Source organism: Streptomyces sp. NPDC127119, assembly GCF_042677425.1.
GTDB lineage: Bacteria > Actinomycetota > Actinomycetes > Streptomycetales > Streptomycetaceae > Streptomyces.
Window position 1 is genome coordinate 56,044 of sequence record NZ_JBHXTO010000015.1, and the last position, 18,114, is coordinate 74,157.

17 protein-coding genes and 2 pseudogenes are annotated in these 18,114 nt (G+C 72.0%); 10 read left to right on the forward strand and 9 right to left on the reverse strand.

The window, feature by feature from the left end:
• Positions 1 to 22 precede the first annotated feature (22 nt).
• Positions 23 to 874, reverse strand: a complete 852-nt coding sequence (locus ACFVH5_RS10130) for an aldo/keto reductase (RefSeq protein WP_385833086.1) — start codon at positions 872 to 874, stop codon at positions 23 to 25.
• A 295-nt stretch (positions 875 to 1,169) separates the two neighbouring features.
• Between ACFVH5_RS10130 and ACFVH5_RS10135 the strand changes: the two genes are divergently transcribed.
• Entirely contained in the window at positions 1,170 to 2,099 is a 930-nt protein-coding gene (locus tag ACFVH5_RS10135) for a helix-turn-helix transcriptional regulator (protein WP_385833087.1), read from the forward strand.
• A gap of 61 nt (positions 2,100 to 2,160) precedes the next feature.
• On the opposite strand, the gene ACFVH5_RS10140 is transcribed toward ACFVH5_RS10135, so the two are convergent.
• Positions 2,161 to 3,075, reverse strand: a complete 915-nt coding sequence (locus tag ACFVH5_RS10140) for a helix-turn-helix transcriptional regulator (RefSeq protein ID WP_385833135.1) — start codon at positions 3,073 to 3,075, stop codon at positions 2,161 to 2,163.
• A gap of 644 nt (positions 3,076 to 3,719) precedes the next feature.
• On the opposite strand from ACFVH5_RS10140, the gene ACFVH5_RS10145 reads away from it, so the two are divergent.
• From ACFVH5_RS10145 to ACFVH5_RS10155, 3 genes are all read left to right on the forward strand, one after another.
• Positions 3,720 to 4,349: a hypothetical protein gene (locus ACFVH5_RS10145; protein WP_385833136.1), complete on the forward strand. Its 630-nt coding sequence runs from the start codon at positions 3,720 to 3,722 to the stop codon at positions 4,347 to 4,349.
• A 147-nt stretch (positions 4,350 to 4,496) separates the two neighbouring features.
• On the forward strand, positions 4,497 to 5,402 hold the full coding sequence (locus ACFVH5_RS10150) for a universal stress protein (RefSeq protein WP_385833088.1): 906 nt from the start codon (positions 4,497 to 4,499) through the stop codon (positions 5,400 to 5,402).
• Between the two features lie 133 nt (positions 5,403 to 5,535).
• On the forward strand, positions 5,536 to 6,012 hold the full coding sequence (locus ACFVH5_RS10155) for an ATP-binding protein (protein WP_385833089.1): 477 nt from the start codon (positions 5,536 to 5,538) through the stop codon (positions 6,010 to 6,012).
• 37 nt (positions 6,013 to 6,049) lie between these two features.
• Here the strand turns inward: ACFVH5_RS10155 and ppk2 are convergent, their stop codons facing one another.
• On the reverse strand, positions 6,050 to 6,853 hold the full coding sequence (gene ppk2 / locus ACFVH5_RS10160) for a polyphosphate kinase 2 (RefSeq protein ID WP_385833090.1): 804 nt from the start codon (positions 6,851 to 6,853) through the stop codon (positions 6,050 to 6,052).
• 251 nt (positions 6,854 to 7,104) lie between these two features.
• On the opposite strand from ppk2, the pseudogene ACFVH5_RS10165 reads away from it, so the two are divergent.
• The 4 genes and pseudogenes from ACFVH5_RS10165 to ACFVH5_RS10180 all read left to right on the forward strand — a co-directional run bounded on the left by ACFVH5_RS10165 (position 7,105) and on the right by ACFVH5_RS10180 (position 12,427).
• Positions 7,105 to 9,836, forward strand: a pseudogene (locus tag ACFVH5_RS10165) (GNAT family N-acetyltransferase).
• Positions 9,837 to 9,876: 40 nt separating this feature from the next.
• Positions 9,877 to 10,581, forward strand: a pseudogene (locus ACFVH5_RS10170) (CBS domain-containing protein); the annotation flags it as partial.
• A gap of 49 nt (positions 10,582 to 10,630) precedes the next feature.
• The gene (locus ACFVH5_RS10175) at positions 10,631 to 11,155 is read left to right on the forward strand and encodes a flavodoxin domain-containing protein (RefSeq protein WP_385833091.1); all 525 of its coding nucleotides are present in this window, start codon (positions 10,631 to 10,633) and stop codon (positions 11,153 to 11,155) included.
• Between the two features lie 324 nt (positions 11,156 to 11,479).
• On the forward strand, positions 11,480 to 12,427 hold the full coding sequence (locus ACFVH5_RS10180) for a universal stress protein (RefSeq protein ID WP_385833092.1): 948 nt from the start codon (positions 11,480 to 11,482) through the stop codon (positions 12,425 to 12,427).
• On the opposite strand, the gene ACFVH5_RS10185 is transcribed toward ACFVH5_RS10180, so the two are convergent.
• On the reverse strand, positions 12,381 to 13,439 hold the full coding sequence (locus ACFVH5_RS10185) for an Acg family FMN-binding oxidoreductase (protein WP_385833093.1): 1,059 nt from the start codon (positions 13,437 to 13,439) through the stop codon (positions 12,381 to 12,383). The genes ACFVH5_RS10180 and ACFVH5_RS10185 overlap by 47 nt on opposite strands.
• Before the next feature lie 235 nt (positions 13,440 to 13,674).
• Between ACFVH5_RS10185 and ACFVH5_RS10190 the strand changes: the two genes are divergently transcribed.
• Positions 13,675 to 14,268, forward strand: a complete 594-nt coding sequence (locus tag ACFVH5_RS10190) for a hypothetical protein (protein WP_385833094.1) — start codon at positions 13,675 to 13,677, stop codon at positions 14,266 to 14,268.
• A gap of 45 nt (positions 14,269 to 14,313) precedes the next feature.
• Here ACFVH5_RS10190 and ACFVH5_RS10195 read toward each other — a convergent pair whose 3' ends face one another.
• From ACFVH5_RS10195 to ACFVH5_RS10205, 3 genes are read right to left on the reverse strand one after another with little or no spacing between them, the layout of a single operon-like run.
• On the reverse strand, positions 14,314 to 14,742 hold the full coding sequence (locus ACFVH5_RS10195) for an arsenate reductase ArsC (RefSeq protein ID WP_385833095.1): 429 nt from the start codon (positions 14,740 to 14,742) through the stop codon (positions 14,314 to 14,316).
• Positions 14,743 to 14,767: 25 nt separating this feature from the next.
• Complete coding sequence (locus ACFVH5_RS10200; RefSeq protein ID WP_385833096.1) at positions 14,768 to 15,505, reverse strand: aquaporin; 738 nt, start codon at positions 15,503 to 15,505, stop codon at positions 14,768 to 14,770.
• The gene (locus ACFVH5_RS10205; protein WP_385833097.1) at positions 15,502 to 15,912 is read right to left on the reverse strand and encodes an ArsR/SmtB family transcription factor; all 411 of its coding nucleotides are present in this window, start codon (positions 15,910 to 15,912) and stop codon (positions 15,502 to 15,504) included. Before ACFVH5_RS10205 ends, ACFVH5_RS10200 begins: the two co-directional genes overlap by 4 nt.
• An 81-nt stretch (positions 15,913 to 15,993) precedes the next feature.
• On the opposite strand from ACFVH5_RS10205, the gene arsM reads away from it, so the two are divergent.
• Entirely contained in the window at positions 15,994 to 16,860 is an 867-nt protein-coding gene (arsM, locus tag ACFVH5_RS10210; RefSeq protein ID WP_385833098.1) for an arsenite methyltransferase, read from the forward strand.
• Here arsM and ACFVH5_RS10215 read toward each other — a convergent pair.
• On the reverse strand, positions 16,855 to 17,511 hold the full coding sequence (locus ACFVH5_RS10215) for a CBS domain-containing protein (protein ID WP_385833099.1): 657 nt from the start codon (positions 17,509 to 17,511) through the stop codon (positions 16,855 to 16,857). The two genes, arsM and ACFVH5_RS10215, sit on opposite strands and share 6 nt — an antisense overlap.
• A gap of 34 nt (positions 17,512 to 17,545) precedes the next feature.
• Complete coding sequence (locus tag ACFVH5_RS10220; RefSeq protein WP_384797582.1) at positions 17,546 to 18,010, reverse strand: cyclic nucleotide-binding domain-containing protein; 465 nt, start codon at positions 18,008 to 18,010, stop codon at positions 17,546 to 17,548.
• Between the last annotated feature and the right edge of the window lie 104 nt (positions 18,011 to 18,114).

Here is an 18,114-nt window from a genome sequence, read left to right on the forward strand (position 1 = left end):
CGAACCAGCTGGCACCGCACGATCAGGCGTCCAGGCGCCGCGCGCTGAGCCAGCTGACCATCTTCGGGTCGTGGTGGTCGAAGAACAGCGAACTGCCGGTGTCCAGGGTGGCGATGGAGGCCATCTGCTCGTCGGTGAGCTCGAAGTCGAAGACGTCGAGGTTCTCGGCCATCCGGTCGGCACGGACGGACTTGGGGATGGCGACGACTCCGCGCTGGGTCAGCCAGCGGAGCACGACCTGCGCCACCGACTTGCCGTGCTGCTCGCCGATACCGCGCAGGACCGGATTGCCGAAGAGGTCGTTCTTGCCCTCGGCGAAGCCGCCCCACGACTCGATCTGGACGCCGTGCTCGCGCATCAGCTCCTGGTAGTCGGCGCGCTGGAAGAACGGATGGGTCTCGATCTGGTTGACCGCCGGGGTGACCTCGTTGTTGATGATGAGGTCGAGGAGCCGGTCCGGGTAGAAGTTGGAGACACCGATCGCCCTGCTCCGGCCCTCCCGGTGCAGGTCCTGCATGGCACGCCACTGGCCGTACACGTCACCGAAGGGCTGGTGCATCAGGTACAGGTCGACGTGGTCCAGGCCGAGCTTGCCCAGCGACGTCTCGAAGGCGCGCTTGGTGTTCTCCTCCGCGGGAGCGTCCTGGACGTACAGCTTGGTCGTGACGAACAGGTCCGCGCGCGGAATGCCGCTGCTCCTGATCGCGCGGCCGACGGCCTCCTCGTTCTGGTACGAGGACGCCGTGTCGAGCATCCGGTAACCGGCGGACAGGGCGTCGGATACGGCTCGCTCGGTCTCCTCCGCGGGGATCTGGAACACGCCGAAGCCGAGGATCGGCATCTCGATGCCGTTGTTGAGGGTGACGGTCTGCATGGGGTCTTCCTTACTGTTCTATGCGGGTGCGGGTGCGGGTGCGGCTCCCGGCGCGGCTACGGCCTGGGCGCCCCCAGCCGGCGGGACGCGTTCAGCACACCACTGGCGACGCCGGCCCGCTCGGCGGGTACCGCAACCATCAGGCCGGCCGGTGACCACCGGAACCCGACTGCCGAGCCTTGCGCCTTTTCCTCCCAGGTGGCAGGCCGAGTCGTGCCGGGGAGCGGCGTTCAGGGGTGTGACAGGGCCCCCCTTCCACCTGCCACGCAGGTCAGCGCGGTGTGAGACTGGCGGTATGGCATCCGAGCAGAGCACCAGCAGGAGCGCCGACCTGGAACTGGGCCGGTTCCTGCACGCGCGACGCAACCAGACCCGCCCCGAGCAGGTGGGTCTCACCAAGGGCACCGGCCTGCGCCGCACCCCCGGGCTGCGCCGCGAGGAACTGGCCACGCTCGCCGGCATCAGCATCGACTACTACGTCCGTCTGGAGCGCGGCAAGGAGACCCGCCCCAGCCCCGCCGTGCTGGACGCCCTCGCCCGCGCCCTGCGGCTCGACGACGCCGAGCACCAGCACCTGCGCGAGCTGGCCGCTCTGGCCGCGCGGTACGCCGCAGAACCGGCGCCGCCCACCAGCCCCACCGTGCGCCCGCACCTGGAACTGCTCCTGGAGACCATGCGGCCCAATCCGGCCTACATCATCAGCCGCAGCATGGACCTGCTCGCCTGGAACCCCGGCGGACTCGCCCTGTACGCGGGCCTCGCCGACTGGCCCGCCACCCAGCGCAACCTCGCCCGCTACCTCTTCCTCCACCCCACCGCGCGCACGCTCTTCCCCGACTGGGACCACCAGGTCCGCGGCTGCGTCGCCCGGTTGCGCGCCCTGGCCGGCACCGACCCGGATGCCTCCGACCTCACCGGCCTGGTGGGCGAACTCCTGCTCAAGAGTCCGGACTTCGCCACGTTGTGGGAGCGCTACGAGGTGGCCGGACGCAAGAAGGTCCACAAGACCTTCCATCACCCCCAGGTCGGTGACCTCACCCTCAGCGCCCAGAGCATGCACCTTGAGGGCACCCCTGGCCTGCGACTGAGCGCCTACGCGGCCGATCCCGGCACTCCCGACCACGACGCCATGCTCCTGCTCGACATGGCAACGGAACGCTCGGCGGAGCAGCCCGATCCGCAGCCGGATCCGCAGATCGAACAGCAGCCACGTCGACAGTCCTGACGAACCCTCCGAGTGCCGCGTCCGGCTGCCTTGTCGTCGACACGGGTGCTGCCGCGTGGGCTCAAGGGCCGGACGACGTGGGTTCGTCCTGCGAGCGCGGGTTCGACGCATGCGAGGTCGGCTGCGAGCCGAGCAGGTCGAGGAGGACGAGGGCGTCATGGTCAGGGGTGCCCGGCTCGGCGTAATAGGTGATGAGCCGATGGCCCGGCGTGCCCTCCACCTCCATGCACTGGTGGCCGAGAGTGAGGTCCCCGACCTCGGAGTGGCGAAAGGTCTTACGGCCGTGCGGAGGAGCCTGGATGTCGTAGCCCTCCCACAAGGGGGCGAACTCCGGGCTCTTGAGCAGGAGTTCACCCGCCAGCCGGGCCAGGTCGGGGGCATCGGGGTCCGTGCCCGCCAGGGCACGCAGCCGGGCGACGCAATCGCGGACCTGGTGGTCCCAGTCGGGGAAGAGAGTGCGTGCGGCAGGGTGGAGGAAGAGGTGACGGGCCAGGTTGCGCTGCCGGGTCGGCCACTCCTCGATCCCGGTCAGCAGCCGCAGCCCGCCGGGGTTCCAGGCGAGCAGGTCGCCGGTGCGGCCGACGATGTGCGCGGGATGCGGCCGCAGGCTCTCCAGCAGCAGCCTCACACCCGGCCGTACGGTCCTGCTGGGCGCCGCCGGAGGCTCCGGCGCGGCGCGCGAGGCGAGGACGGCAAGACCGCGCAGGTGCTCGTGCTCGTCCTCCCCCAGACGCAGAGCCCGAGCCAGCGCATCGACGGCGGACGCACTGGGCCTGGTCTCCTTGCCGCGCTCCAGACGCGTGCAGTAGTCGACGCTGATGCCGGCGAGGCCGGCCAGTTCCTCACGGCGCAGCCCGGGCGTGCGGCGCGGGCCCGGGCCGACGGTGAGACCGGCCTCGACCGGGCTGATCCGAGCCCGACGGGCGCGCAGGAAGCGCCCCAACTCGGTTCCCCCACGGGGCTGCCCAGGCGTCATGCTCGTCATGCTCTTGAGTGTGCGGGCGCGGACGACCTGCCGGTAGGCGCGTGAGGGGCCCTGACGTACCCCGGAACGCGGTTACCCCGCACAGTGCGGTCTGGCACGCAACACGCGACACACGGCCGAGGTACGGGTCCCCGGACGCGCCCCGCGACGCGAACTTCCAGCACACGGAGGGAGACCGCGCGGTCTACAAGATCCAGTCGGGCACGTACACGTTCACAACCCAGGGCGTACGAACAACCGCACAGCTACCCCGCACCCCCTGAGGGGCGCGAGGAACGCCGCGAGGACCCGCACGCTATAAACGAACGCCCGGCCCCACCCCCTGAGGGGCGCGGGGAACGGCGCGAGCAACCGACGAGGACCCGCGCCCTACAAACGAACGCGCGGCCCCGCCTCCCCAGGGGCGCGGGGAACTGCGCGATCAACCCCCACCGGCCGACGGTTCGCGACGAGCCCGAGCCGGCCGGAGGCAAACGGCGGCTGACAGCGGCGCGTTCGGCAGCCCAACAGGCCCTGCCGAACGGGACGTTCAGCCGCGCAGTCGCGGACCTTCGGCATCCGGTGCGAAGCGCCCCACGGGCGGAGAGTGAGAGGTGTCAGAAACCGACGGGACCAACCTCGAAGGGATCACCACCATGGCCGTGCACGAGCACCCTCATCGGAGTCCGGGCTTCCCTCTGCGGTCGTCGCGGAAGAACCGGACCCCATCCGCAGCCGGGGACGCGGTGTCGATGCTTACCGACACGCACACCGCACGTGCCTACGCCTTCGCGTCGCTGCGTCTGCTGACCGGGTTCGTCTTCCTGTGGGCGTTCCTGGACAAGACGTTCGGCTTCGGTTACGCGACGCCGTCCGGCAAGGGCTGGATCGACGGCGGCTCACCGACCAAGGGATTCCTCAGCAGCGTGGCCGTCGGGCCGATGGAGTCCACGTTCCACGAGTGGGCCGGGGCCTCCTGGGCCGACTGGCTGTTCATGCTCGGCCTGCTGGGCGTGGGGATCGCCGTCACCGCCGGTGTCGCACTGCGGCTGGCCGCGCTGGCCGGGAGCGCGATGATGGCGCTGATGTGGATCGCGGAGTGGCCGCCGGCGAAGCATCTGTCCGACGGCGCGCCGAGCATGTCGACGAATCCGTTCGTCGACTACCACGTGATCTACGCCGTGGCCCTGATCGCCCTCGCGGTGGCCGGTGCCGGTGCCACCTGGGGTCTGGGCAGGATCTGGGCGCGGATCCCGGTGGTCCGCGACCATCGCTGGCTGCGGTGACCGCGAGGGACGCGGCGGACCCCCACGGGCCCGCCGCGTCCGCCGGTCGAGGGGCCGTTCGGCCCGAGCCGGGGACCAACGGGCCCCGCGCCACGACACCTCCCTCCCTCAAAGCTGGAAGCACCTCACCCCTCAGGAGGCAGCATCATGGTCCGCACAGTTGTCGCAGGTCTCGACGGATCGGCCGAGAGCCTCGCCGCCGTCGAGTGGGCCGCCCGCGAGGCGAAGCTGCGGGGCCTGCCGCTCAAGCTCGTCCACGTCTGGGAGCCGGTCCCCGAACCCATCGCCCAGGCGCCGCTCGTCGGCGCCGAGACACAGCAGCACTGGACCGAGCGCATTCCGCGCGAGGCCACCGAAGGCGTCCGGCTGCGTCACCCCGGCGTGGACGTCAGCGCGGAACAGTTGGCCGGCCGTCCCAGCGACGTGCTGATGCGGGCGGCTGAGGACGCCGAACTGCTGGTCCTCGGCTCCCGGGGGATGAGCGGCATCGGAGGCTTCCTGCTGGGTTCCGTGGGTCTGGCCGTCGTGGCCCGGACGGAGCGGCCCGTGGTCCTGGTCCGGGCAGGGGAGCAGGCGGCCGACGAGCACACGATGGACCTGTCCGGCATCCCCTCCGCCGCGAGCCCCTTCCGGCCGGTGCTCCTCGGGCTCGACACCGACAGCCCGCACGACACGGTGATCGAGTTCGCGTTCGACATCGCGCTACGGCGGCAGTCGGGCCTGCGGGTCGTCCACGGCTGGAACCCGCCGCCCTACTACGCGTACGGACTCCCGACGGACCTCGGGCTCCATGAGGAGCTGGCCAAGCAGCGGGCCGCGGCCCTCACCGAGGTGCTGCGCCCGTGGCGGCTGAAGTTCCCCACCGTCGAGGTCGTCGAACGCTCCCGCTACGGCAGCGCGGCCCAGCACCTGGTGGACGCGTCCCGCGAAGCCTCCCTGCTCGTCGTCGGCCGGCGGATCCGCCGCAGCTCCTTCGGCGCGCACACGGGCCCCGTCACGCACGCCGTCCTGCACCACGCCACGGCCCCGGTCGCCGTCGTGGCGCACGGCTGACGCGTACGGCGGAGCAGGAAACGATCATGGACGTCGGGGTCTCGGCCGGAAATGTTCGCCGGAGCACACGTGAGGTGATGTTTCCGGGGTAAGCGACTTCCGGTAAGAGCGCTTCGGCAGTGAGGCGGAACGTATGAATCTGGCTGAGCAGGAAAAAGGCCGGCAACGACTGATGGACACTTCCGCAGCGGTCACCGCTGTGGTCGAGGGCACTGCGGGGATCGGTGATTCCCGTGACGTGGCCCGTAGATTCTTGGAATCTTTGCAGGTCGAGCATGGGGTCTTGGTGTCCTCGCGGGCGACCGGAATGGTTCAGCTGGTGGTGTCCGAGCTGGTGACCAACGCCCGTAAACACGCTCCGGGTCCCTGCGTGATGACCCTGGAAGCCGGCGAAGGAGCCGTCGCCGTGACGGTGTGGGACAGCGGCGCCACCTTGCCGCAGATCCTGCCACCGAACCCCGCCCGGATCGGACAGCACGGTCTGGAGATCGTCATGGCGGTGAGCCGGAGCTTCGAGATCCACCGCGAGCCGGTCGGCAAGCGTATCCGGGCCTCGATCGTCCTCGCCGACGACCCGGGCGGTGACGCGGCCGGCCATCAGCCGATGTGAGCACGGCCGTGGGCCGGCACCGGTACCGGCCGCTCGTTCAGATGGTTGCCGCGTGGTCGGGGACGTACGTCTGCAGATCGCGCGGCGGTCGCTCGTAGCCCGTCGAAGGCGGTCGCTTCGGCAGCTCCAGTACCGGCGGTGGCACGTCGTGGTAGGGCAGCGACCCCAGTAGGTGGGCGATCATGTTGAGGCGGGCCCGGCGCTTGTCGTCGCTCTCGACGACGAACCAGGGCGCCTCGGCGATGTCCGTGTGGACCAGCATCTCGTCCTTGGCCCGTGAGTACGCCTCCCAGTGGGTGATCGACTCCAGGTCCATCGGTGAGAGCTTCCAGCGCCGCACCGGATCGTCGAGCCGGCGCCGGAACCGGTCCTCCTGCACGGCGTCGCTCACCGAGAACCAGTACTTGCGCAGCACGATTCCCTCCTCCACCAGCATCCGCTCGAAGATCGGACACTGGCGCAGGAAGAGCTGGTACTCCTGCTTCGTGCAGAAGCCCATGACGTGCTCGACCCCGGCCCGGTTGTACCAGCTGCGGTCGAACAGGACGATCTCCCCGGCCGCGGGAAGGTGCTCGGCGTAGCGCTGGAAGTACCACTGGGTGCGCTGCCGCTCGGTCGGCTTGGGCAGGGCCACGATCCGGGCGACCCGCGGATTGAGATGCTCGGCGACCCGTTTGATCGTGCCGCCCTTGCCGGCCGCGTCGCGTCCCTCGAAGACGACCACGAGCCGGGCGCCCTCCGCCCGTACCCACTCCTGCAGCTTCACCAACTCGGTCTGCAGACGCAGCAGTTCACGCTCGTACGGTTTGCGCGGCAGAGTCGCCGCCTTCTTGTCGGCCATGCCGCCTCCCCTGCTCGCGGATCTGACGGAACCACCCTGCCCGAGGTCGGACACCACGACAGCACGCTACTGACCGACGACCGGCCGCGCACCCCGGCCACCGGTCGTCGTGCGTGGCCGGGTCCTCCGGGCCGGCCGCACGGCCGGGGCCCCGGGGCCGACCGGCCCTCATCCCACCCCGTACAGCCCATGGGGGCGCGGTCCGGACCGCTGGATGCTCGAAGTGCCCAGAGGCTTTGAGGAGATCCGCGATGACGGACGAAGCACGCAGTCGACCAGAAGTCCACGCCCTGCTCTCGGACGGCACCACCGTGTGCATCCGTCCCGTGGCACCAGGAGATCACGACCAGCTGCAGGGGCTGTACGAGGAGATGTCCCCGGACAATCTGCGGCTGCGCTTCTTCGCGGCGAGCCGGCGCTCCGCCGAACTGGCCGCCGACCGTGCCTGCGCCCCGCCGCGACCCGGCTACCGGGCTCTTCTGGCCGAGACGCGGGGCCAGGTGATCGGCCTGGCCGAGTACGACACGCAGGGCGGTGGCGACGAGGCCGAGATCTCCATCGCCGTCGCCGACGGCCTCCATCACCGGGGCATCGGCACCCTGCTCGTGGAGCATCTGGTCTCGGCCGCCCGCGCGGAGGGCGTCGTCGCGTTCACGGCCGACGCGCTCAGCGAGAACCACGAGGTTCTCCAGCTCTTCGCCGATCTCGGCCTGCGCACCGCCCGCCGCTTCGAGGGGCCGGAGGTGCGCTGCACCGTCGAGCTCGCCGAGGACGACGCCTATCTGACCGCCGTGGAGGCCCGTGGGCGCGCCGCCGACATCGCGAGTCTGGAGCCCCTCCTGAGGCCCGCCGTCGTCGCTGTCGCGGGTGCCGGGCGCAAGGCCGGATCGGTGGGGCGCGCCGTCCTGCGCCATCTGCACGCGGGTGGCTTCACCCGACGGCTCTTCGCGGTGAACCCGTCGGCCACGTCGATTCTCGGCGTGCCGTCCTACCCGTCGGTCAGCGCCCTGCCCAGGACTCCCGACCTCGTCGTCGTCGCGGTACCGGCCGCCGCGGTCCAGGCCACCGCCGAGGAGTGCGGCAAAGCCGGCGTACGGGCCCTGCTCGTGGTCTCCGCCGGCCTCGACAGCGTGCAGGCCCAGGCGCTCATGACGGCATGCCGTACGTTCGGAATGCGGCTCGTCGGGCCCAACTGCCTGGGTCTGTCCAACACCGACCCCGACCTGCGTCTCGATGCCACCTTCGCCGCCGACCATCCGCGCCCCGGCACCGCCGGTGTGGCCGTCCAGTCGGGCGGGGTGGGCATCGCGCTTCTCGCCGGGCTGTCACGCCTGGGCATCGGGGTGTCCTCCTTCGCCTCCCTCGGCGACAAGTACGACGTCAGCGGCAACGACATGCTCCAGTGGTGGGAGTGCGACGGCCGAACGGACCTCGCCCTGCTGCATCTGGAGTCCTTCGGCAATCCGCGGTCCTTCTCGCGCACCGCGCGTCGGGTGACCCGGCGCATGCCCGTCCTCACCGTCGACGCCGGCCGCACCGACGCGGGCCGCCGCGCCGCCGCCTCGCACACGGCGGCCGCCGCCACCCGGACGATGACGCGGCAGGCCCTGTTCACCCAGGCGGGCATCACGGCCACCCATTCGGTCGCCGAACTCCTCGAAGCCGCCGCCCTGATGCACTCCCAGCCGCTGCCCGCGGGCACCCGCGTCGCGATCGTCACCAACGCGGGCGGCGCCGGAGTCCTGGCGGCCGACGCCTGCGCGGAAGCGGGGCTCGCCCTGCCACCGTTCACCCCGGAGGCGGTCGACGACCTGCTCGCCGCACTGCCCGAGGGCGCGGCGGCCGGCAACCCCGTCGACGCGACCGCCGCCGTCACCGAGGAGCAACTGCGGGCATGCGTCGAGCGGATCACCCGTACCCCGGGTGTCGACGCCGTCCTGCTGGCCCTCGTCCCGACGGCGGTCGCCGCGGCGACCGGTGACGATCTGATCAGGGCCCTCACCCGGCCACGGACCCCGGACGCCCAGCAGGCGGGCCGGACCCTCGTTCCCGGGCACCGGGCGGCGCCGGTCGTCGCGGTGCGGCTCGAACAGGACCTTCCGGTCAGGCTGCTGCCCGCCACGGACGGCAGCGCCGTCCCCTCCTACGCCGAACCCCAGGCGGCGGCACGGGCGTTGGCCCACGCCGCGCGACGGGCGGCCTGGCTCAGCCGCCCCGCCGGGACGGTCCGGGACCTCGACGGAGTCGACACCGAGCACGCCCACGAGGTCGCCGACACCTTCCTGGCCGCGCACCCCGACGGCGGCTGGCTGGACCCGCGCACCTGCGCCGAACTCCTTGCCTGTTACGGCATTCCGCAGCTCCGGTGGGCCTGGGCCGAGACCGAGAACGACGCCGTGACCGCCGCCGAGCGGCTGCGCGGTCCCGACGGCCTCGTGGTCATGAAGGCCCACTGGCCGGGCCTGCTGCACAAGAGCGAACAGCACGCCGTCCACCTCGACCTCCAGGGCGACTCCCAGGTGCGCGCCGCCTTCCGGGACTTCGAGACACGGTTCGCGGGCCTGCTCACCGGCGTGGTCGTGCAGCCGCTCGCCTCGCGCGGCACCGAACTGCTCGCGGGCGTCGTCCAGGACGAGGTCTTCGGACCGCTGGTCCTGTTCGGCCTCGGGGGAACGGCCACGGAGGTGCTCGCCGACCACGCCGCCCGACTCGCCCCGCTCACCGACCGCGACGTGCACGATCTGATCACGACCCCGCGCTGCGCCTCGCTCCTCTTCGGAGCCAAGGGCGCCGGCCCGTCGATCTCGAAGCCCTCGAACAGGTGCTGCTGCGCCTGTCCCGCATGGCGAGCGACCTGCCACAGCTCGCCGAAGCCGACTTCAACCCCGTTCTCGCGGCACCGGACACGGTCTCCGTGCTCGATGCGCGTGTGCGCCTGCTGCCGCGCAGGCCCCAGGACCCGTACCTGCGCCGACTCCGCTGAGGAGGGAACCACCATGAAGCACGACAAGGTCGGCTCCGTGATGACCACGGAGGTCGTCCGGGCCGAGTACGGAACCCCGTTCAAGGAGGTGGCACGGCTGCTCGCAGGCCACCGGATCAGCGGTCTGCCCGTGGTCGACGAGGACGAGAAGGTCATCGGAGTCATCTCCGAGACCGACCTGATGGCCCGACAGGCGCAGACCCCCGATCCGTACGCGCGCAAGCGTCGCCTGCGGCTCTCACGGCTGAGGCGCGGCGCCAGGAAGCAGGCCGCGAAGGCGCGGGCCCGTACCGCGGGGCAGCTGATGACCGACCCGCCCGTGACGGTGCACGCCGACGACACCATCGTCGAGGCCGCTCGCACGATGGCCGGGCGGCGGGTGGAACGACTGCCCGTCCTGGACGAGGAGGACCGGCTCGTCGGCATCGTCACCCGCCGCGACCTGCTCCAGGTCTTCCTGCGGCCCGACCGGGAGATCCGCCAGGTGGTGATCGACGAGGTGGTGGTACGGGCGCTGTGGCTGGCGCCCCGGACGGTCGAGGTGTCGGTGGTCGAAGGAGTGGTCACGCTCGCCGGTCACCTGGAACGCAGGAGCGAGGCGAAGATAGCCGTCTCCATGACGCGCCAGATCGACGGTGTGGTCGCGGTCGTCGACAAGCTCACCTTCCGACTGGACGACGACCGGTTCCAGCCCGACGAACAGGGGCCGCACGGTGTCACCGACACCTGGATGCGCAGGATCTGACACGAGACCGACGTGAGACCGACGCGGGACGGAGAGGAGGCGGACCGCCATGCCCAAGCGTGTGCTGGTCGCCTACGGAACGAAGAACGGATCGACCGCTCGGATCGCCGACGCCGTCGCCGCGGTCCTGCGCAAGGACGGACTCGCAGCCGACCCACTGCCGGCCCGGTCCGTGACGGGGACCCTCGTGGCGTACGACGCCGTGGTGGTCGGAGGCGGCCTCTACGCCGGGCGCTGGCACCGTGGTGCCCGGCGGTTCCTCCGCCGCCACCGTGCGGAGCTGGCCGGACGGCCGGTGTGGCTGTTCAGCAGCGGGCCGCTCGACGCCTCGGCCGCGGAGCGGGACATCCCGCCCGTGTCCGATGTGCGGCGGGCCATGGGCCGACTGGACGTGAGGGAGCACATCACCTTCGGGGGCTGCCTCGAAGAGGGCGCGAAGGGGTTCGTCGCCGGGATGATCGTCCGGTCCGGAAAGGGCGGGGACTTCCGGGACTTCACCGCCATAGAGGCGTGGGCGTCGCGGATCGGGGCCCAGCTCGTGGACGGCCACGACCAGGACCGGACGAGCGGCTGACCCACCCGTGGCCGGTCCCCGCGGCCCCTGTCGGGCCGGTGCTCTCCCGCTCCCGCCGGCACCGGACGCCGCGAGGACGTCCGCGCGAGCACCACGCGGAGGGGGAGACGCGAGGTCTCGCGCACCGGCCGCCGCCCCGACCGGCGAAAGGGGCGGCGGCCGAGTCTTCGTGTACTCCGCCTCTCAGGACCACCCTGGGCCCGGACGGCATGGCTGAGCAGGGGCCGAACGGTCCTCGACGGAGACCTGGCGGCCCTGTCGGCCGGGCGGAGACCGGACGACGCTGGTCGTGAGAAGCGGACCGAGACACAGGAGGTGTGCGGAATGCCCACGCCCGTGATGGCCGGAGTCGACGGCTCCGCGGAGAGTTTCGCGGCAGCAGAGTGGGCGGCCCGGGAGGCCGTACGCCGCGAACGTCCCTTGCTGCTCCTGCACGCGAGGAACTGGCATCCCTGCCGGGCGGACGGCGAGCCGGCGGACGCCGCACAGCGGCAACTGGCCCGGCGTGCCCTGCGCCGGGCGGAGGAACGCGTCCGCAGGACCTGCCCAGCGGTCCGACTGTCGGACGAACAGGTCGAAGGGCCCGCGAGCGCCGCCCTGTTGAGCGCGGCGGACCGGGCCGAGCTGCTGGTACTCGGCTCGCGCGGGCTCAGCGGCTTCACCGGATTCCTGGTGGGCTCCGTGGCCCTCGCGGTGGTGGCGAAGGCGACGTGCCCCGTGGTCCTCGTACGCGCGGGGGAGGAGGCGGCGGACGAGGACTTTCCCGCGGAGGAAGGCAGCGCGGAGGAAGGTGGTGCGGAGGACGGGAGCGCGGCGGGTGAAGGTGCCTCCGGCCGCATCGGCCACCGGGACGTGGTGCTCGGTCTCGATGCCGGTGACCCGAGCGACGAGGTGATCGAGTTCGCCTTCGAGGCGGCCCGGCTGCGCGGCGCCCGGTTGCGCGTCCTCCACGCCTGGCAGCCACCCTCCGCGTTCGAACTGGGCCCGGGAGACGTGGCTCTGGCGGACAAGCCGCAACAGGGGCGGGAGTGGCGCGGATTCCTGTCCGCGGTGCTTCAGGTGTGGCGGGACAAGTACCCCGGAGTCGAGGTCGTGGAGTGCGTGCCGCAGGACAAGGCGTCGACCGCGCTGATCCGGGCGGCCTCCGCCGCCGGGCTTCTGGTGGTCGGTCATCGCCTGGCGGAGCGGCCGGTGGGTCCGCGTACCGGGCCCGTCACCCACGCCGTCATCCACCATGTCGGCTGTCCCGTGGCCGTGGTGCCCCATCCCTGACGGGCCCGCCCGCACCGGGGACGGGGATCGACAGCGGCTCTCCGGCCAGTACCTGGTCCGCCGTGCGACGCGGGGAGGGCGGGCCCTGCGGGCCGTATCCGAGGCGCAGCACCATCTGGGCGTGCGCGCCCCGGCCGCCGGGAGCTTCCATGAGCTGTTCCCGCAGGTCCGGCCACTCCAGGGCCTGGTGCAGCAGGGACGACCGTACGCCGTACGTGGTGGCCACCAGCAGGACGCGTTCGAGCGCCTGTCCGGCGCGCAGCCAGTCGGCCCGCCGGTCGTGTGCCGTGGACAGCACGGCGAGCGACGGCCGTTCCTCGAAGGGGCGGGCGGTGAGTGCGTCGGGGTGCCGGTGCGCGCCGAAGTCCCGCATGGGAAGGCGCTCCCGGAAGTCCTGCGGTCCCAGCGCGGCGGGTGGTATGCCGAGGGCGTCGTCGGCCGGCCCGTGCACCCAGCGGCGGCTCTCGGCGGCCCGGTCGGGGTCGGCCGTGTTGCGGTGCTCCGCCTCACGGGTGAGACGCAGGAGCCGGTCGCTCTCAGTGGGACCGGGAACGCTCAGGCGAGCTCCCTCGACGTGCGCGGCCTCGGCGAGCTCGGTGAGGACGGCTGTCGGCAACTGCCGTCCGGAGAAGGGGAAACGGCTGCTGTGCCGGCGCCACAGCGTCCCGTAGAGGCGTGGGGTGGAGGACGCGGCGGCGGTGCCGCTGGGCCGTACGGTCGCCAGCAGGTCCGGCTCGTCGGGCCGGGGCAGCAGCCGGGACACCGGCTCCCAGCCGTGGTGCGCCACCGCGATCCGGAGGTTGAGGAGGGCGCACCCTACGGACAGGTACAGGCCCCGCCCGGTCGGATCGGTGTGGCGCAGACCGCGTGCCGTCGCTGCCCGGATCTCCAGCGTCAGGGTGTCGGGGTCCAGCCGGAAGCGCCACGGCTGGGTGTTGTGGATCGAAGGGGCGGCCACGGCCGCCGAGACGAGGTTCTCCAGGGTGGTGACGTCGAGAACGGCGGATCGCATCGCGAACTCCTCCCCGCCCCGCGCCGACGGGCCGGCGGGGCTCGGCCGGCGAGCGGATCCAGCGTGCCGCCCGGCGTGCCGCGTCCAGGAGGGGCCGGACGGCCTCGCCGGGCCCCGAACGGCCCGGATTCCGCGGACCTGAGGCACCTGCTACCGCGGCCTCGGAGGTGAGACGTTCGGAGCGGTTCCGCACGGCAGTTCCTCGAACTCATCCGTCCACGAGAGGGGACGAGCGATGCGGAGGACGCGGCTCACGAGAATCCTGGTACGGCGCTGGCGCTGGCGGCGGAATCCGCTGCGGCGGCACACCGACGCGGTGGAGGCGTGGATCGTCCTGGTCGCCTGGGCGCTGGCGACGATCGGCGGCGCTGTCGCGGGAGCCGTCTCCGCGCAGGCCACCGAGACCGCGCTGATGCGGAGCCGGGCGGAGCGCCGGGAGGTGTCCGCCGTGCTTCTGGAGACGGCGCCGGCCGACCTGGTCGACAGGACCACCGGAGACATCTGCTCCCGGGTACGGGCACAGGTGCGCTGGACCGACCGCGACGGGGTCGTCCGTACCGACGGCGCGAGCGTGCGGGCCGGTACGAAGTCAGGAGCCACGGTGCCGGTGTGGACGGACGGGCACGGCCGCCTGGTGCCCGAGCCCATGGGCCCGGCGGAGGCGCGGGCGCGCGCGATTCTGACCGGCGCGGGAGCCACCGTCTTCGGCGGTCTGGTGATCCTCGCCGCCGGACGCGTCGTCCGGCTGGGGATCGAGCACCGGGCGACCGAGCGGTGGGGCGAGGAATGGGCGCGGGTCGGGCCGCGGTGGGGGCGCAGAACCGGCTGAGGGCCACTGCACGACGGGCGAGGGAAGGCGGGTGACGGCCGGTCCTCAGCCGGGTGTCACGTCGCCGGGTGCCACTTCGGAGATCAGTGCGCGCACGCGCGTCTCGATCGCGTCGCGGATGGGACGGACGGCGTCGACGCCCTGACCGGCCGGGTCGTCGAGCTGCCAGTCGAGGTACCGCTTGCCGGGGAAGACGGGACAGGCGTCGCCGCACCCCATGGTGATCACGACGTCGGACGCCCGGACGGCCTCCGCCGTGAGGACCTTCGGCTGCTCGGCGGAGATGTCGATGCCGGCCTCGGCCATCGCGTCGACCACGGCCTGGTTGACGGTGTCGGCGGGAGCGGAGCCGGCCGAGCGGACCTCGATCCGGTCACCCGCGAGATGAGTGAGGAAAGCGGCGGCCATCTGGGAGCGGCCGGCGTTGTGGACGCAGACGAACAGCACCGACGGGCGTGCGGTGGAAGTGTCCATGGAGGGTGGCTTTCTCGGGATGGGGTCAGGAGGGGACGGGTTCGGGTTCGCTGTCCGGGACGCCGAGTTCACGGTCGGCCGGGAAGCTTTGCGGGCCGTGGACGGCGGCCACGATGCCCAACCCCACTACGGCGCCGACCAGTTGTGCGGCGATGAACGGGGCGACGGACGTGGGCGCGATCCCGGCGAAGGTGTCGGTGAAGGCCCGGCCGACGGTCACCGCCGGGTTCGCGAACGAGGTCGAGGAGGTGAACCAGTAGGCGGCCCCGATGTACGAGGCCACCGCGGCCGGCGCGAGAGCGGCGCGGCCGGTTCGACCGAGGCCGAGGACCAGCAGGATCAGCCCGGCCGTGGCGACGACCTCACCGAGCCACAGAGGTCCGGCGAAACGGTCGTGGGCCGAGAGCTTCGCCAGCGGCTCGCCGAACATGGCGTCGGCCAGGACCGCGCCGCCGATCGCCCCCGCGATCTGTGCGGGCACGTATGCGGCGGCATCCCGTGCGGTGAGCCCGTCCGGGGTGCGGCGCCCGGTGAACCAGGCGGCGAGGGTGACGGCCGGGTTGAAGTGCGCGCCGGAGACCGGCCCGAAGACGGTGATCAGCGCGTACAGGCCGAAGACGGTGGCCAGGGAGTTGGCGAGGAGCTGCACGCCGACGTCGCGCGAGAGGTCGGTGGCCTGGATGCCGGAGCCGACCACCACCGTCACCAGCAGCCCGGTCCCGATCGCCTCGGCGGCGACCCGGCGGCCGAGCGGGGCCTTCACGCGCGGACTTCGGCGGGCCGCGGGGTGGCCAGGAACGCGGCGAGCCGGTCCAGTACGCCGGGCAGAACCCAGTAGTACACCCAGGTCCCGCGACGCTCGCAGTCGATGAGGCCGGCCTGTCGCAACAGCTTGAGGTGGTGGGAGATCGTCGGCTGGGACAGGTCGAAGGCCGGGGTCAGCTCGCACACGCAGACCTCGCCGCGCTCGCCACCTGCACTGCCCTCGCTGCCTTCATCGCCCTCACCTCGCGAGGCGATCATCGACATCAGGCGCAGGCGGACCGGGTCGCCCAGAGCCTTGAAGAACCTGGCCAGGTCGGCCGCGCGGTCCTCGTCCAGCGGCGCGGTGGCCAGGCCGGGGCAGCAGGCGCTGTCCTGACCGATCACCTCAAGCTCTTGTTTCGACATCCTTCTATGTTGACGTCTTTCGATCCAAGGCGCAAGCTTGTATCAACAAACGTCAATACAGCGAGTTCCAGGGAGTGAGACATGAACGAGCAGTCCACCGACCTGCGCGACATCGTCCGTCAGCGGTATGCCGCGACGGCTCTCAAGGTCACGACGGCAGGGAGCGCCACCGAGGGCGGCACCGGCTGTTGCGGACCACAGCCGGTCGAGGTCGACGACACCTTCGGATCGGCCCTGTACGCAGCCGACGAGCGCGACACCCTGCCCGCCGACGCGGTCGCGGCCTCGCTCGGCTGCGGCAACCCGACCGCCGTCGCCGACCTGCGCGCGGGTGAACGCGTGCTCGACCTCGGCTCGGGCGGCGGAATCGACGTCCTGCTGTCCGCCCGCCGGGTGGGCCCGACCGGCAAGGCGTACGGACTGGACATGACGGAGGAGATGCTGGCCCTGGCCCTGGCCAACGCCGAGAAGGCGGGCGCGACGAACGTCGAGTTCCTCAAGGGCACCATCGAGGCGATCCCGCTGCCCGCGGACACGATCGACGTCGTCATCTCCAACTGCGTGATCAACCTGTCCACGGACAAGTCCGCCGTCTTCGCCGAGACCTTCCGCGTGCTCAGGCCCGGCGGCCGCATGGGCGTCTCGGACGTCGTCGCCGACGACACCCTCACCCCCGGGCAGTGGGCCGAGCGCGGGGACCACGTCGGCTGCATCGCCGGAGCCCTGTCCTTCGCCGAGTACCGCCAGGGGCTTGAGGCGGCCGGCTTCACGGACATCGAGATCACCCCGACCCACCCGGTCGCCGACGGCATGCACTCCGCCGTCGTCCGCGCCGCCAAGCCCGCGACGGCCGCCAAGCCCGCGACCGCCGGCGAGTCCGCGACCGCCGAGACCGCCGGCGTCCCGGACACCGTCACACCGTCGCCGGGGCAGGCCCGGCCGCTATGAGGAAGGCTCGTGCGCGGAGAGGTCGAACTCGACGTCCACGACGCCCTCGACGGCCCGTGCCAGCCGTGCGGCCACCGGCACCAGGGACGTGTCCCGGACGTGCCCGCTGAGCTTCACCACACCGCCCCGCACCTCGGTCCACACGGAGGACGAGGGCGGCGGGAACAGGTACGAGACGACTTCCCGCCGTACCTCCTCCGCCATCTCCTCGTCGTCCCGGAGGAAGACCTTCAGCAGATCGGCGCGGCTGACGACGCCCCGCAGCGTGCCCGACTCGTCCACGACGGGAAGCCTCTTGACCCGGGCGCGTGCCATCGTCCGCGCAGCCTGGGCGAGCGTCGCGCCGGGGGAAACGGTGAGGGCCGGGGAGGTCATCAGCTCCCCGGCGGTCAGCGCACCGGCCTTGGCGAGGTCGGAGAGCCTGCGCAACTGGGTATGGCGATCCGGGTCGCTGTCGCGGAACTCCTCCTTGGGCAGCAGGTCGGCCTCGGAGACGACGCCGACCACCTGTCCCTCGCCCTCCACGACGGGCAGGGCGCTGACCTTCCGTTCCTGCATCGTCCGCACGATCTCCTTGAACGAGGTCTCGCGGTCCACCGTGGCGACGGTGCGGGTCATCACATCGCTCACGACGTGCGGCGTGCCGTGCATGATGCCTCCTTGAACGCTTCGGTCGGGGGAGCCGTCACACGCGACTGCCGCTGCCGTAGGGGGCGTACAGGTCCAGCAGCCGGGTGCGGGCCGAGCGCAGCCGGTGGGCCAGTACGTCACCGACCCACTGGGTGACCGCCCTGCCGAACTCCGGATCGCTGCGGCACAGGGCGCGTACGGCCGCGGCGTCGAACTCGTAGGCCCGCAGGGGAGTGGTGGCCTCGGCGCCCAGGTGCCAGGTGTGCGGCGCGAACAGCCAGGACCAGCCCGCGAGTTGGTTGTGTCCGAGCGTCTCGATGACCGCTGCCCGCCGGCCGGGCACCCGCATGTCGAGCGTGACGGTGCCGGTGCGCACGATCCAGAAGCGGTCGGCCCGTCCGCCCTCCTCGAAGAGGCGGGTCCCCGCCTCGAACGACACCTCGCGGGCGAGGTCCATCAATCGCTGCCGGTGTTCGGCGGGGAGGGCCCGCAGCATGCTCGACGTGACGGAATCGTTCATGACGTGCCTCCATGGGTGCATGCGGTCCTTGCGCTCACAGCGTCCTGCCGCGCCCTGGCCGGGGACCATGGGCCACCCGGCCCCATGACCGGGCCGCCCGGTAC

Excerpts from the sequence above, each read along its gene's own strand:
- ACFVH5_RS10180 (WP_385833092.1), top strand. The coding sequence starts at position 11,480 with ATGCCCACGCCCGTGATGGCCGGAGTCGACGGCTCCGCGGAGAGTTTC.
- ACFVH5_RS10135 (WP_385833087.1), top strand. The coding sequence starts at position 1,170 with ATGGCATCCGAGCAGAGCACCAGCAGGAGCGCCGACCTGGAACTGGGC.
- ACFVH5_RS10190 (WP_385833094.1), top strand. The coding sequence starts at position 13,675 with ATGCGGAGGACGCGGCTCACGAGAATCCTGGTACGGCGCTGGCGCTGG.
- ACFVH5_RS10140 (WP_385833135.1), bottom strand. The coding sequence starts at position 3,075 with ATGACGCCTGGGCAGCCCCGTGGGGGAACCGAGTTGGGGCGCTTCCTG.
- ACFVH5_RS10130 (WP_385833086.1), bottom strand. The coding sequence starts at position 874 with ATGCAGACCGTCACCCTCAACAACGGCATCGAGATGCCGATCCTCGGC.
- ppk2 (WP_385833090.1), bottom strand. The coding sequence starts at position 6,853 with ATGGCCGACAAGAAGGCGGCGACTCTGCCGCGCAAACCGTACGAGCGT.
- ACFVH5_RS10185 (WP_385833093.1), bottom strand. The coding sequence starts at position 13,439 with ATGCGATCCGCCGTTCTCGACGTCACCACCCTGGAGAACCTCGTCTCG.
- ACFVH5_RS10150 (WP_385833088.1), top strand. The coding sequence starts at position 4,497 with ATGGTCCGCACAGTTGTCGCAGGTCTCGACGGATCGGCCGAGAGCCTC.
- ACFVH5_RS10195 (WP_385833095.1), bottom strand. The coding sequence starts at position 14,742 with ATGGACACTTCCACCGCACGCCCGTCGGTGCTGTTCGTCTGCGTCCAC.
- ACFVH5_RS10175 (WP_385833091.1), top strand. The coding sequence starts at position 10,631 with ATGCCCAAGCGTGTGCTGGTCGCCTACGGAACGAAGAACGGATCGACC.
- arsM (WP_385833098.1), top strand. The coding sequence starts at position 15,994 with ATGAACGAGCAGTCCACCGACCTGCGCGACATCGTCCGTCAGCGGTAT.
- ACFVH5_RS10155 (WP_385833089.1), top strand. The coding sequence starts at position 5,536 with ATGAATCTGGCTGAGCAGGAAAAAGGCCGGCAACGACTGATGGACACT.
- ACFVH5_RS10145 (WP_385833136.1), top strand. The coding sequence starts at position 3,720 with ATGGCCGTGCACGAGCACCCTCATCGGAGTCCGGGCTTCCCTCTGCGG.
- ACFVH5_RS10205 (WP_385833097.1), bottom strand. The coding sequence starts at position 15,912 with ATGTCGAAACAAGAGCTTGAGGTGATCGGTCAGGACAGCGCCTGCTGC.
- ACFVH5_RS10220 (WP_384797582.1), bottom strand. The coding sequence starts at position 18,010 with ATGAACGATTCCGTCACGTCGAGCATGCTGCGGGCCCTCCCCGCCGAA.
- ACFVH5_RS10215 (WP_385833099.1), bottom strand. The coding sequence starts at position 17,511 with ATGCACGGCACGCCGCACGTCGTGAGCGATGTGATGACCCGCACCGTC.